Below are 12823 nucleotides of genomic sequence, written 5' to 3'. Positions count from 1 at the left end.
GACATGGCTTGCCAGGACGAGTGCCGCAATGTCACATCCACTGAAGAACTGCACAATCCCCTCTCACGACAGATCCACGATCCAGGCTTCGGGCACCCGCACTTCAATGGCGGTACGGGCCAGATTGAACCAGCGTTCGGCCTGGTTGAGAATCTGACTGTCGGCGGAAGCGACGACCTGATCAGCGCGGATCAGCACTGGATCGGGATCGGGCACCAGGTCGATCTCCCAGTTCCAGCCGCGCTCCTCGCTGATCTCCCGCAGCATCGTCTTCAGGCGCCCGCTGTTAGAGACCGGCTGATCGAGCAGCCAGCGACAGCGGGATACTTTCCACTCCGCCAGCAGTTCTCCCAGGATCTGAATTGCGGGAACGGTCTCGGCCACCTTGCGATAGCTGCCGTGCATGCTGGCCATGTCCCGAAAGCAGCCATCATGGGCCTGCAGAATCACCCCGCCCGAGAGCGCCGCCTCCAGTGATGTCAGCACGTTGTAACCATCGAGCCACAGCTCCTGCTCCGCGAGGTCGCGCATCTGAACCTGGTGCGCTGCACGACGGGCCGCTTCGTCTGCACCACAGGCACAACGGGCCACCGCCAGTCGCTGCCGCGCATTCAATTCGTAGCGATCACCGACCAGTTTGAGCGCCGAGACGGACGCATAGCCGCGCGTCAACAGCCAGTTCAGATCACAGGTCGCCTGGCGCAATTCAGGCGCGGCATCGATCGCAAACAGCAATTGATCCTGCGGATGTGCACCACGATGTTGACGCCGGTCGGGCATCTTTTTCACCCCTTTTCTAGCACTTGATAATTTTCAATTAAATCAATCCACTTCCCTGTTCGATTCAGGATCCCTGTTGCCGGCTCTCACAAACTCCAGCAGTTCTCCTCTCGATAGCACATAATCATCGGTCACTCCCTGTCCATTCACCAGAGCAGACAACTGGCAGGCGACAAGCTCCTCTTCCTCCAGTTCGTTTCTGACAAACCCCACCGTCTTGCCGGCGAGATCATCAGCGTAACGCTGCCAGTTGCCGCCGGGGATCAGAACCTTCACCGCCGATCGATCGGTCGCATACTGATGGGGATGCTGGACGTGCTCTTCCTGCACCTGGATCTGCTCACAATACCGGCAGCGATAGATGACATTGAAATGGTCAAAGGGAAACTTGGCGTTCCCATACAGAAACACCCGGTTGTATTCCCGCAGCGCCCGCCGCTTACCACACCGGGGGCACCTCCGGCCGGACAGCGAGCGGGGACCACGCACGCCGATATTGAGCAGCACTCCCACAACGATCATCAGCGAACCGATCAGCAGGGGCACCGTCACAATCAAGCCGATAGCGATCCAGCGAAAGAACGGAAACAGCACGCAACCCGCAATAACGGCCAGCACGCCGACTGCCGTGAGCACCAGGTTGAGTCTGTCTCTGTTCATAAACCGAAAACCCGCGTCAACGACCCCTGTATTTCCTGATGAGATTACTTCTCGTCCTCTGAGACCCTCACTCCCAGGAGTGTTAACAACAGAGTGATGTAGCGAAAGGTGGCATCCCAGTCCTCTTGCGACAAATGGGGAAATGCAGCCTGAATATAATCCGGGATCGGTTCACCTTCTAAATGATTGGTAATCTCTGCCAGTTCGGTTTGATCACTTTTTAAACGAAAATAATAGTCTGTGATCTGATCGTGCTTTTGAGGCGCAAATTCAATTCTGGAAATGGCATCAAGGTTATCTTCGGTATGGGACCCATGTAACAGCAGGCTTTCGTCAAACTCTTTCTGCCGTTCGGGCGTTAAGTCACCAGCATAGGCAGCGTGGATCAGTTCTTCCAGTTTTTTTCGAACCTGAACTTCTTGTTGAAAATAGAATTCCATAATGAGATCTCTGGAGAAAAAAATGCCTGGTTTTTCAAACTACGTTGAGAGAGCTGTCTGAAACCATACAAGCATACATGCCACAAGACGTAACAGTAACAGATCGTCACATATCGTTAACTGTAGTAATGCAATTCAGTTAATCTAATTCGATGAATATCCGATATTTTAATCTGAATGTATTGAATGCAATCGATTTTGAGTCGATTCCCTCCATTTGAAGCCGATAAGCCACTTCAGGGGTTACCAAATTGCATCTTCATTTATTCCTGGCTGAGCAACTGTGAAACTGTGAAACTGTGTCATCTGATCTACGTGAGTAAGAGTGTCCTTCCGATGTCAAAGGAGGATCTGAAAGAAATCTTGAGAGTCGCCTGTCGCAACAATGCGGCCCAGAACATTACGGGGGTCCTGGTCTATGATCGCGGTCATTTTTTCCAGGTTCTGGAAGGGGACTATAATAGTGTAGAAGCGGTGTTCTCCCGGATTCAAAAGGATAAAAGGCACTGTCGCATCAACCGTATCATTTCCTTCACCGTCCAGGAACGCCTCTTTCCCACCTGGAAAATGGGTTTATACAATCTGGATGATACGACCGAGTTTGACTTCTATAAATTGAAAACCTGTATGAGATCACTGCATGCAAAAACCTCTGCAGGTGAAAAGCGAGATCTGGCAAAATACGCTTTAAAAATCTTTATCGAACTGAAAAAGCACCGGACAGAGCAGGCAGAGGACCTGATTCAGCTTGATTGAGCTGAAACAGGAATGAGCCTAACGAGGGCAGGCATTTTTGATTGCCGGTAGAACAAAACCCTGACTGCGTTAAACTCCCCTCTCTCATAGATTTCCCACTGAGTCCGTTCGCTCTACCCGGGTTGCCACGCCGCTGGTTCCTCTTGACAGATTTCCCGTTCCGAGAGTAGAGTGCCGCGACTCGGGCAGTAGACAATTGTGACGATCTGAAACATCAACCCGCAGGACGAGAATTGGAAATCATGCAAGTCCTGCGAGTGTAACAGGATGCGATGATTGCTGCAGGCCAGGCCCCATGATGGCCTCGAAATTGTCCGTCGAGCCGATGACGAAGGGAACAAATCGCCGCGAACTTTTGGCCGCACCGTCGTGAAAGGAATCGAACCATGCGACATTACTTACTTCTCGCCCTGTTGCTGCCGCTGCTGGCCGCTGGATTGTCGATCGCCGCAGATCCTTCAGAACCGTCTCCTGCCAACACGGTCCGCCCGGAGAACACACAAAACAAAATTCAGCAGGCGGCCTTCGCGACACAGCCAAAAAAACTGGATCCTTCAGCGAATGCGACTCCCTCCGAATTAACGATCCGGAAGGCACTCAAAAAGTCCGTGACACTGAATGCCGAAAAGAAGCCGCTGGCCGACGTGCTACGTACGCTCTCCCGGGATTTCGGCATTAACGTTTTCCTCGATACTCGTGGCCTGAACGAAGTCGGCTTAACCCCCGAGAGTCCCATCACCATCGAAGTCGAAGGCATCCAGTTAAAGAGTGTGCTCAACCTGATGCTGATGCCGCTCGATCTCGCGTATACCGTCAAAGATGAAGTCCTCGTCATCACCAGTGATACGCGGGCCCAGGGCAAGCAAACCACACGCACCTATCCTGTTGCCGATCTAGTGGTTCCTATTCCCATGGCTGGTCCGGTTCCCGCGGGTGAGAAACTACCGATCTTGAGTGCCTCCGCCGTGAACTTCGAATCGCTGATCGAGATTATTGAATCGTCGGCACAACCCCGGAGCTGGGAGCGCATCGGAGGGACAAGTTCGATCCGATCTTATGATCCCACGCTGAGTCTGGTAATCCGACAGTCGTCAGAGGGGCACCAGGCAGTTGAGGAACTGCTCACGCAGCTCCGTCGGCAGCAGGACTTCCAGGTTGATGTGGAAACCCGTTTTCTCGAAAACATACCAGAGGACTTCTGGGAACAGATCGGCCTCGATCTCGATCTCGACAAGAAGAAAACCACCCGCCAGCAGCCACAGAACAACGGCCCCCTCGGGGGCATCATCCTCACAGACAAAGAAGTGGCCCTGCTGTTGAACGAGGCACAAAACAACGCCCGGACAAACCTGATCCAGGCGCCCCGGGTCACGCTGTTCAACGCGCAGACAGCAGGTCTGACAGACTATCTGGCAGGAGGCAAGCAACACCCGCTGAAACATTCCCTCTATCTCCAGCCGGTCATTTCCGCGGATCGCCGCGACGTCCGTCTCAACCTGCGGGTCAGCGACCGGGAAGCGACTGGTGCCGTGACCTGGTCCTACGTGAATACGGTTCCCGACGGCCAGACGATCCTCATTGAACTCGCCCGGCAGCAGCCGCACCAGACAGGCGTCCCGGCAGCGGAACAGGAATCGAAAGTATTTAAAAACAAAAGCGCCGATCAAACCCGCAGTGTCCTGCTGATCCGCCCGAAGATTCTGGTAGCAGAAGAAGAGGAAGCACCGTTTCCCGACGCGCAAAAATGATCAGCCTGCCCGGAACGGAACAGGTCACTCTGATCCGCCCTGGTGATCAGGGGGAGCTTTGGGGGTTTGCCGACTGATCTTCAGGTCTGGCGTAGCCGACTTGGGGATCAGGACTTCATCGGAAAACACGCCGATTTCGTGGTTGGTTTCGAAGTCCGTCTGTCGGGTCGTACAAACGACAATGCACCAGTCCCGGTGGTCACCCGTCAGCAGCGACTGCAGTTCGATGAGCAACTTTGACGACAGAGCATCTTCCCAGACAACGAGATAGCATTCATAGCTCGGACCGTACCAGTCCCAGTTCTGATATGTGAAGGGGGAGACTGTTTTATCAGCAAGCCCCTCTTTTTGCAGAATCTCCGGAACAGGTGTGTCGCGAAAATGGTTGTTGACGCACTCTTCCATTTTTCGATGCAGCAGGCCGTTCAACTCTCCATAGCGTTTGATCTCCGCTTCGGACATGTCTGCTAAATCCAGATCCGGGTTCTCGTGGCGGCGTTTACCGGCTAACTCGATCGATTCGTGATCGTAACTGTCCTCTACAAATTGCAGGCCCGCGACCTGATCCAGAGTGACCCAGCGACGGCTGCTGGCTGACGGCATGGCTTGACTTTCGGCTGAGGAATTCGCTGCTTCAGGTGGGGTTTCACGACAACCGCTGCTGAGCAGCAGCACACAAAACAGGAGTACTTCAAAACAGGATTTCATCATCGAGCTCAATCAATCAGACCGTCGGCCTGCATCTGCTGTTTCCGGATTTCCGCATCCTGCTCGAAATACTCTTCCGCAAAATAAGCCGGCAGCGGCTCGCGTTCCTCGTGGAGACGCAAAATACCTTCCTCAATCAACGTGCCGATGATTTCGTGGATCTGTTCCCGTAGCCCCGCCGGTGCGCCCCCTTCGTACTGTCCGGCCATATTGGAAACGAATTCGTCGACCGTGTGCTCTCCATCGGCAGACATGAAGACCACCCCGTACCAGGGTTCCATGGTAATCATCCGGGGAGCCTGATCGCTGAAAGTATCATGCACCACCAGTTGCCCCTCCAGCGTGTGCCAGCACCCTCTGCGGGAAAAGTATTTGTCATCCATCTGGAACCTCGTTTGTGTCTGATTTGAATAACGGAAGGATCAGTTTCGGTACAACCATCAATGCCAGGGGCAGTTCATCCTGATTGAAGACACAATCACAAAACTAAAAACCGGCAGATACAAACTTTGCCCGTTCCTGACCACAACGAGGACACTTCAGTATCTGCTCTCCAAATAAATCCAATGGAGTCATCAGGGTCGCATTCTCGCCAAATTGTTGCGCAAAGCATTCCTCAGTTGAAGAATCAAGACGATCGAAAAACGCTTCCTCGGATTCGCCTTCCCGTAGTTTGATACAAATATGATGTAACTCTTCGTCACCGTCCACAATAACGGGTACATAATAATCAACTGGTGAAAAAAGCTCTCTCCCATAACTTACAATATTTGATAAGTATCCACAGGGACAACTTAATCGGAAACTCAACATCAGGATGGTTCTTTAATTTTACTCGGGACGTTTAAAGGAGTCAGAACTCTCCCTGTTTATAATCTGACATGAGCTACTAAAGTTGGGGCTCCGAACGTAGCGTCGTATAAAACGTCTGGTCAGGTGGAAACCTTTTGAGTGAGCAATGCGAGCGTTCGAATCCAGATGAAAACGAGGAACAGAATACCCGCCCAACAGAGTTCGTTGACGCCTGAAACTCGAACCCCGAAACCCAAATGCACGATCGCTGCGACAATGTTCAAAGCCACAACACAACTCAGCAAAATCGTCCACTTACCCTGGGTATGGAATACGTCATACACCTTGCGCCGACCAAGCCATAAAACCAATGGCACGGCGGCAAGGGAAACCAGAATCGATATCGCAAAAAAGTCTTCGATCATCCACAGAACCTGAATGAGACGGAATGATTTCGGTATAACCGATCAACGGCAGAGGCAGTGTATTTTTGTCTATTTTGCAAGAAATTGTCAAGAGAGGGCTACAAAAATCGCGGCCACTAATGCTGACACAAATCAGGACTGGGGACAGTCCTCCGCTCATGTCATTCAACATCTCGCAGCATATAAGTAATTTTGCAATCCAATTCGTCTTTGGGATTTTGCCACTCGCTGATCCGACGCAGGTACCCTGCTTTTTCCAGAGCTTCAAGATCCGAGAACTTCATGCTGTCTAGAATCTCGCCTGGTAAATCCTGGCCAGCCGCTGCAAGCCAGCAATATTGCCCATAAGGCAGATAACCCAGGTACTCCGTTACATAAGTGAATTCCTGCGTCGCCTGGCCGGCCAGTACAGTCTGCAGTCGCTCCAGTAAGTCAAGTTGTGATCTGGTTAATTCCATAGGATGACTTGGATCAGGAAGATGCACAGCTACTCTCCAGAATTTCCATTTTGGATCCCCACTTCTCTTTTCCATTGAATCAGAGCCTGATTCTCAGATAACTCCGGAAAGACTTCCAGTGCGATCTCTACAAACTTCCGAGCAATCTCCTGTAACATCGATTCAAAATGTGAAAATTCGATGTCATAACCTTCATGTACCGAATTATCGCAGTCACTCATATCAAACGACACGCGATAGAGTCCATTCTTTTTTTGCACTAATACATCAAAGTTGAAACCTTGCTCAAAAAAGTGGATTACAAAGCTACGGACGTGTTCATTCTTTGATGCAGAGATAACCTCTGGCAACTGCTCCAGGAATATCGAAAGTTCACAATCAACGGGAAGCAGAATTTCCTCCGCGTCACCAAAACAAAGCTTAAACTCAAAAGCCCCACTTTCATAAAGCGCTCGACAGACTGTTGAGATCACGGCGGGGGCGTAATCCACAGAGTCATACAACTCCAGCTGAGTTGTATTCTTCAGGGATTGATAGGCATCAGATTTGACAGTAAATGAAAACATGTCTTTCATTATCCGAAACCTAATGAACTAAGCAAATCTAATATCTCACACAAAAAGCCCCTGGCCCGATTTCTCAGACCAGGGGCGTCCCTGATTAACAACCGAGCCGATCAGACTTCGATCGACTCGACCTCGGCGACGAACCGGCCGGCGTCGTTGTCCAGGAACGACGCCACCACGTTGAACACGGCGTCACTGAAGCCGCCCATGTTCAGGATGTCGTCCCGCTCCGGAGCCTGTGACGAACCGTAAGGCTGGATGTCGATGCATACCAGCTTCGGATCCGCCACGCCGAGTCGCCGCTGGTTCTTCACGAACTGCTGCCACTCGGTCATCACGCCGGTCGAACCGTAACGGCCCTGCCGCACCCAGCTCTCGTTGTCGCTCACCAGCACACAGCCGGCGAACACACGTTTGCTGAGCTTTGTGTTCGCCACGTGCAGCGGGATCGAACAGTCGGTACCACCGCCGCCGTACTTCGCCAGCCGCGCCGACAGACTCAGAATCGAGTCCGACGGATCCAGGCGGGCATTGTACGCCCGGGTATCGAATGGAATCACCACGCTGTCCGGGTTACGTCGCAACACCGCTGCCGTGAACAGTGCCGCAGCATCCACGCAGGTCATCTTGCTGGTGGCAGCACGTCGCTGCCAGCCGGTAACCGGACACTGCATCGAACCGGACGTATCCAGACCGATCACCACCGGACCCGGCAGTTCCGGAACGTTGCCGCAGGCGATCTCAGCCGCCTGGTGCAGCGCCGTCTGAATCTTGTGAGGCACGTTGGCACTCACATTCAGATAAGCCGCCAGGAACTGGTACGGAAACTGTCGCGAACGACGGATCGCCTCAGCGTCCGCCAGGCGGTCTGCCACGTAATCCACCAGCGCTGCGTCGTTGAACACATCGTGCCGCAACAGCGTGTTGAGGTTCATCCGCAGCGCCTGTGGTCCCATCTGTCGGGCCAGCGCTTTCCAGACCAGCGGACTCTTCGCCGCATCGGCCAGCAGGTCCCACCGCACAGACAGATTCTCAACGATCTCCGCCTGCGCATGATCGGTTTCTGCCTGACGATAGGCGATCAGCTGCTGCACCTGCCGTGGCAGGTCCGCTTCGGTCGCCGGAGCCCACTTGGCAGACTCCTTATCCGTCAGCCAGCCGAACAGCGCACGCCGCTCGTTGTCGACGGGCGTTGGTCGCGCCAGTCGCAACACGTCGCGCAGGCTCGGGTCGTGACCGATCGAAGCCGACAGCAGTCGACCCACCGAGGCCTCATTCAGCCAGCGCTGAAACGCCCGCTGCAGACTCGACGACAGGCTCTTACGGCCGAACTGGCCCGAACGGATCATCTGGAACAGCGTCCGCAGCACGCGGCCGTTGTCCACCACCCGATCGAACACGCGGTGCATCAGCTCGGTGTCCCGCGTCGACAGTGTCGCCAGCAGCGCTGCCGGCATGTCCTTCATGCAGGCCCGCTCCCGCGCATACACGGCCAGCTGTGCCAGGTAGCGGTTGTCGTCCACCTGATCGATCAGCTTGCGCAGATCGTCCAGCTGTGTCTGAGCATTCGCGTAGAACACGTTGTTAAAAGTACCGGTTGCCGCCAGCTGCGCCAGCGCATGCTTCGGCGCATACTTGTAAGCTCGACCGCCGGCCTCGTTGAAAGAATCCGCACGAGGCAGTTGACTGTTCTGACTGGAAAACAAAGACTTATTGGCCATCATAGCCTCCTTTAAAGAATGGGTCCGGCGAAATCCGTATCAGTCCCCACTGACGGCAGCCGGATCCGGTTGAAAGTTCGCATTAAAGGGGTCTGGTCTCCTTTTTTAAGAGACCAGACCCCTTTAATGCAGACCCAATAAAAGCACTCGACGAAGTGTTTGAGCAGAGCCCACCCTGCCTCACCGCGCGCACGCGGCGCTCAGGGTCCGGCCCTGAATTAAAGAATTCAGTGGGCCGGGCAGGAGTTGAACCGGCGAAACCATGTACTCCACTCCGGCAGTCGAGTGAGATTCCCGACGAAGGGATCACCAGAGATTATTTCTGCGTGTCTTCCAGTTTCACCACAGTGCCCGGGGGCACTGGCGGGATTCGAACCCGCAAGATCTTCCGATCACAGAATCGATGTACTCCAGCATTCAGTCGGGATGTTGTTTCAAATGACCGACGAAGTTGTGGAACGAGAAAACGTCTGAAACTCTACCAGTTAAGCTACAGCACCCGATTCAGAGTGCTGGTGGGACTCGAACCCACATCGATCAGATTAACATGTACTCCCATTCGTCAGTCGGTCCTGTTTGAATGTGATGCTAGTTGAGTTGAAGCTTGTCGACGATCAAAGTTTCGGTCTCCTTGAATGCATGCGATCTGCGTCTGACAGATCGTCTCCTGTCTGTAGTAAAACCGACGAAGTGGTGAACCAGAGTTTTTACGGTGCTCTACCTTTGAGCTACAGCGCGACACGTTTGAAAATGGCGCTGGTGGGACTCGAACCCACAACCCCCGGGTCCTGAGCCATGTACTCCAGATCGGCAGTCGGTTACGTACTTTTCAAAACCCAACGAAGTGGATGTCGAGATTCAATTGCCGCTCTTATCGGCCGCATGTGAGACCGACAGTGGGCACACGCCAGACCATCTCAGAGAGATGCCGTTGCGCTCACGCTCCCTGGATCACTCCAGGTTCGCTACCTTAGGACCGTCATAGTTACGATGTAATCCCGACAGGCAGTTGGGTTTTAGTGCATTAAAGGAGACCAGACCCCTTTAATGCACCCCTTTAATGCACCGAGTTGTAAACCGACCAACGAAGGGATAATTCAGACATCGTTTCTGTCACAAAGAGATGTAGTCTGAATCGGCAGTTGGTCGATTGAAGACGCCGGTGGGAGTCGAACCCACTTGATGCTGCTTTGCAGGCAGCCGCCTGGCCATCTGGCTCCAGCGTCAGTTCAGTGCCCCCGCCAGGAATTGAACCTGATCTACGAGCTTCGCGGGCTCGCGTGCGAATCCGGCACACTCCAGGGACAAATGATTTCAGTACCTCGCCAGCGAGGTGTCTATCGCAAACGCTGTCTTCACATCCGTCTGCTGCTGATAAAAGACAGCGACCCACGTCCATTGGTTCGCATGATTTGCAAAGAACCAGCTCTTTTTTTGAGTTTGTGAAACGACTCTCCCTGGTCGTGACTCACCATAGACGAACTAAGACACTGTGATCTTTAAAAATCGCCGACGACCTTGCCGTCCTGGTGATTGATCAGATGCTTTAATGTCTCGGCTGGAATATCCGTTTTAATCTCGTGCACGGTTCCATCCGCGATCCCCGCCTGAAAATGATCTCCCTGGATCGTTCCCAGTGATTTGAGCGGGTCTTCCGGATCGACGGGCAGGTCCTCCGGTTTCGTCCAGGGAACCGCTTTGTCCGGGCCGGCTTTGACAAACAGAATCGTATACTTTCTCCCATCGCGGAATTGTCTGTATAAAGGGCCCGGTCGATCGACCTGGAAGGGAGTCCCGGGGCCGACAAACGTCATGATCGAAGTCATCCCGGGCTGCGTCACACCTTCACATTCATAAACGTCCGGCATCAGTTCCAGCAGTTTGATATTATGCGGGCTGTCCCAGGGCTCATCCAGCTTGAACTGCGCATACAGGGCATAGGCATCCAGGGACGGCAGCAGGTGCACGCGCCAGCTTAACAGCTGTTTCCCTTTCATGACATGCTCAGAAGCAGGTGGCAATCGACGATGGGAATCGACGAACCTCCGGAGTCCAAGCGAAATTTTCTGCATCTGCGCCAGATTTTTTTCAGGAGTCGCCACTTTCACGACCCTGCGAATCTTGAGCGAGAGTTTATCAATATCGAGTTTGACCCGATCTGCAGGATGAATTGCACTCCGCCAGGTCTCATCGTCGATGCTCGATTTCAATAAACGGATCCGCCCATCAACAAAGGCGGTGGGAATGCCCAACGGTGTCTTGCCGACGGATTTGGATGCGGAAGCCAGATCCAGTTCTCCCGGCTTCGTCCATTCCACGGCCTGGTCGGGGCCCGCTTCGATGAAAAAGATGGTGTTGGAAGAACCATCGATGATATCCCTCATCCTGCCTTTTGAACCGACTGTAAAGATCGAGGCCACCGCGCTCGCCCCCCTGCCCCGTGCCCGCCCCACCGTTGCCGGCGGTACGACACTTTCCAGATCCTCAAAGCCACGAAAACGGGTCAGATTCGAATCGGCGGGTGTTTCAGGAGAGCGATAGACATCAGGCATATATTTGGCAGCTTCTTTATTGGCTGGACTGTCCCAGGGTTCATCCAGCTTGAACCGCCGATACAACACTTCTTCCTCCAGATAGGGGAGCAGGTGCACGCGCCAGCTGACCTTCAAACGGCCTTCTTCATCGTAGTATTTCTTGTAAATTTTGGGGTCGGGCATAAATCCTTGATATATATCAGCCATATTATGAAATGCATTTGTCATCTTACGAAAAGAATCTGTCACGGCATCATACCGCTCAGGTGACATCGTTGGCTGTGTCACTGGTTCTTTTTGTCTGAATTTGAGCTTGACCACAGCTGGTATCTCAGACTTCTTTGAAGTGTCTTGGGCAACCGGTTTCGCAGCAGGCGTTGGCAGGTCGGGCTTCGGTTCCACAGGCTGAGGCACGACCGGCTTCGGCTTAGCAGGCATCGGCTCAACCGGCTTTGATTTGGCCAGCTTCGGCTCTACGGGCTTCGGCACTGCAGGCTTTGGTAAAGCAGGCTTCGGCATGACAGGCTGGGGGACTACTGGTTTCGGCTCGACAGGCTTCGAGGCCACTGGCTGCGGTTCAACGGGCTCAGGCTCTCGTACTTCAGGCTTGATTAAGATCGGTCCCGATGCCTCTGCATCCGCTTCGGTTTCCCCTGGCGGAGTGGTTTCTGCCACCTGCTCTGCGTCCTCACCTGACGGGAAGATCAGGTACAGTCCCAGACCGACCAGTAACAGAAGCACGAGCGTTCCACCGCCCATCAGTAACCATTTTCCGGCCCCGCCACTCCCTGAGGAAGCATGCTGCTGCTTTTCTTCGGAACGTTTTTTCCTGCGGTCGACGAGGGAGGAGATGTCCTCATACTCTTCTTCTGCCGGTGTATCCTCCTCGAGCAGTTCCAGCTCTCCAATCTCATCGTCTTCTTCAATCCATTCCAACACTTCCAGCACTTCCGGCTCTGCTATTGGTTCCGGTGTTGGTTCCGGTGTTGGTTCCGGCTCTTCGTCCTCTTCGATCCAATCCGAGCCCTCCAGTAATTCCTCATCCTCTGCGGAAGTCTCCGGAATCCTGATCGATGCCGCACAGGCTTTGCAAGTCAACCGCCAGCCGCGCATCTCATCTGCAACCTGATATTCCTTACCGCATTGCTCGCATCGAAACTGAATGACCATGAATGCCTCACGTGAATTCTTGAATCTGTTAAACAGCAAATGGATCGACAGCCGACAGAAGAACG

General features: G+C 53.5%; 13 protein-coding genes and 2 tRNA genes. 2 read left to right on the top strand and 13 right to left on the bottom strand.

Annotated elements, in window-relative coordinates; genetic code table 11:
• Window positions 1-63 precede the first annotated feature (63 nt).
• Genes Enr10x_RS01185 through Enr10x_RS01175 form a run of 3 tightly spaced genes read right to left on the bottom strand, consistent with a single transcriptional unit; the run spans window position 64 to window position 1880 of the window.
• On the bottom strand, window positions 64-780 hold the full coding sequence (locus Enr10x_RS01185; protein WP_145447917.1) for a DUF434 domain-containing protein: 717 nt from the start codon (window positions 778-780) through the stop codon (window positions 64-66).
• 42 nt (window positions 781-822) lie between these two features.
• Complete coding sequence (locus tag Enr10x_RS01180; RefSeq protein WP_145447916.1) at window positions 823-1440, bottom strand: hypothetical protein; 618 nt, start codon at window positions 1438-1440, stop codon at window positions 823-825.
• 44 nt (window positions 1441-1484) lie between these two features.
• A complete protein-coding gene (locus tag Enr10x_RS01175) occupies window positions 1485-1880 on the bottom strand; it encodes a hypothetical protein (protein ID WP_145447915.1) in 396 nt (131 codons plus the stop codon).
• A gap of 186 nt (window positions 1881-2066) precedes the next feature.
• On the opposite strand from Enr10x_RS01175, the gene Enr10x_RS01170 reads away from it, so the two are divergent.
• Together Enr10x_RS01170 and Enr10x_RS01165 are read left to right on the top strand one after the other, a co-directional pair.
• Window positions 2067-2636, top strand: a complete 570-nt coding sequence (locus Enr10x_RS01170; RefSeq protein WP_145447914.1) for a BLUF domain-containing protein — start codon at window positions 2067-2069, stop codon at window positions 2634-2636.
• A 386-nt stretch (window positions 2637-3022) separates the two neighbouring features.
• Window positions 3023-4384, top strand: a complete 1362-nt coding sequence (locus Enr10x_RS01165; RefSeq protein WP_145447913.1) for a hypothetical protein — start codon at window positions 3023-3025, stop codon at window positions 4382-4384.
• Window positions 4385-4408: 24 nt separating this feature from the next.
• Here Enr10x_RS01165 and Enr10x_RS01160 read toward each other — a convergent pair whose 3' ends face one another.
• The 10 genes from Enr10x_RS01160 to Enr10x_RS30485 form a co-directional block, all read right to left on the bottom strand.
• Complete coding sequence (locus tag Enr10x_RS01160) at window positions 4409-5095, bottom strand: hypothetical protein (protein WP_145447912.1); 687 nt, start codon at window positions 5093-5095, stop codon at window positions 4409-4411.
• A gap of 5 nt (window positions 5096-5100) precedes the next feature.
• Window positions 5101-5475 (bottom strand): hypothetical protein, encoded by a 375-nt coding sequence (locus Enr10x_RS01155; RefSeq protein ID WP_145447911.1) that lies wholly within the window; start codon window positions 5473-5475, stop codon window positions 5101-5103.
• Between the two features lie 103 nt (window positions 5476-5578).
• Window positions 5579-5905: a hypothetical protein gene (locus Enr10x_RS01150; RefSeq protein WP_145447910.1), complete on the bottom strand. Its 327-nt coding sequence runs from the start codon at window positions 5903-5905 to the stop codon at window positions 5579-5581.
• 119 nt (window positions 5906-6024) lie between these two features.
• Complete coding sequence (locus Enr10x_RS01145) at window positions 6025-6309, bottom strand: hypothetical protein (RefSeq protein WP_145447909.1); 285 nt, start codon at window positions 6307-6309, stop codon at window positions 6025-6027.
• 161 nt (window positions 6310-6470) lie between these two features.
• The gene (locus Enr10x_RS01140; protein WP_145447908.1) at window positions 6471-6794 is read right to left on the bottom strand and encodes a hypothetical protein; all 324 of its coding nucleotides are present in this window, start codon (window positions 6792-6794) and stop codon (window positions 6471-6473) included.
• A 2-nt stretch (window positions 6795-6796) separates the two neighbouring features.
• Entirely contained in the window at window positions 6797-7342 is a 546-nt protein-coding gene (locus Enr10x_RS01135) for a hypothetical protein (RefSeq protein ID WP_145447907.1), read from the bottom strand.
• A gap of 101 nt (window positions 7343-7443) precedes the next feature.
• Window positions 7444-9054, bottom strand: a complete 1611-nt coding sequence (locus Enr10x_RS01130) for a TROVE domain-containing protein (RefSeq protein WP_145452583.1) — start codon at window positions 9052-9054, stop codon at window positions 7444-7446.
• 355 nt (window positions 9055-9409) lie between these two features.
• A tRNA-OTHER gene (locus Enr10x_RS29785) sits at window positions 9410-9554 on the bottom strand.
• 654 nt (window positions 9555-10208) lie between these two features.
• A tRNA-Cys gene (locus Enr10x_RS29780) sits at window positions 10209-10280 on the bottom strand.
• Window positions 10281-10553: 273 nt separating this feature from the next.
• Window positions 10554-12758: a DUF1559 family PulG-like putative transporter gene (locus tag Enr10x_RS30485; RefSeq protein WP_145447906.1), complete on the bottom strand. Its 2205-nt coding sequence runs from the start codon at window positions 12756-12758 to the stop codon at window positions 10554-10556.
• Between the last annotated feature and the right edge of the window lie 65 nt (window positions 12759-12823).

Origin of the sequence: Gimesia panareensis, assembly GCF_007748155.1 — a bacterium.
GTDB classification, from domain to species: Bacteria; Planctomycetota; Planctomycetia; order Planctomycetales; family Planctomycetaceae; genus Gimesia; species Gimesia panareensis.
The sequence above is the reverse complement of the archived record's forward strand: the minus strand, read 5'-3'. Positions and strand labels throughout refer to the sequence as shown.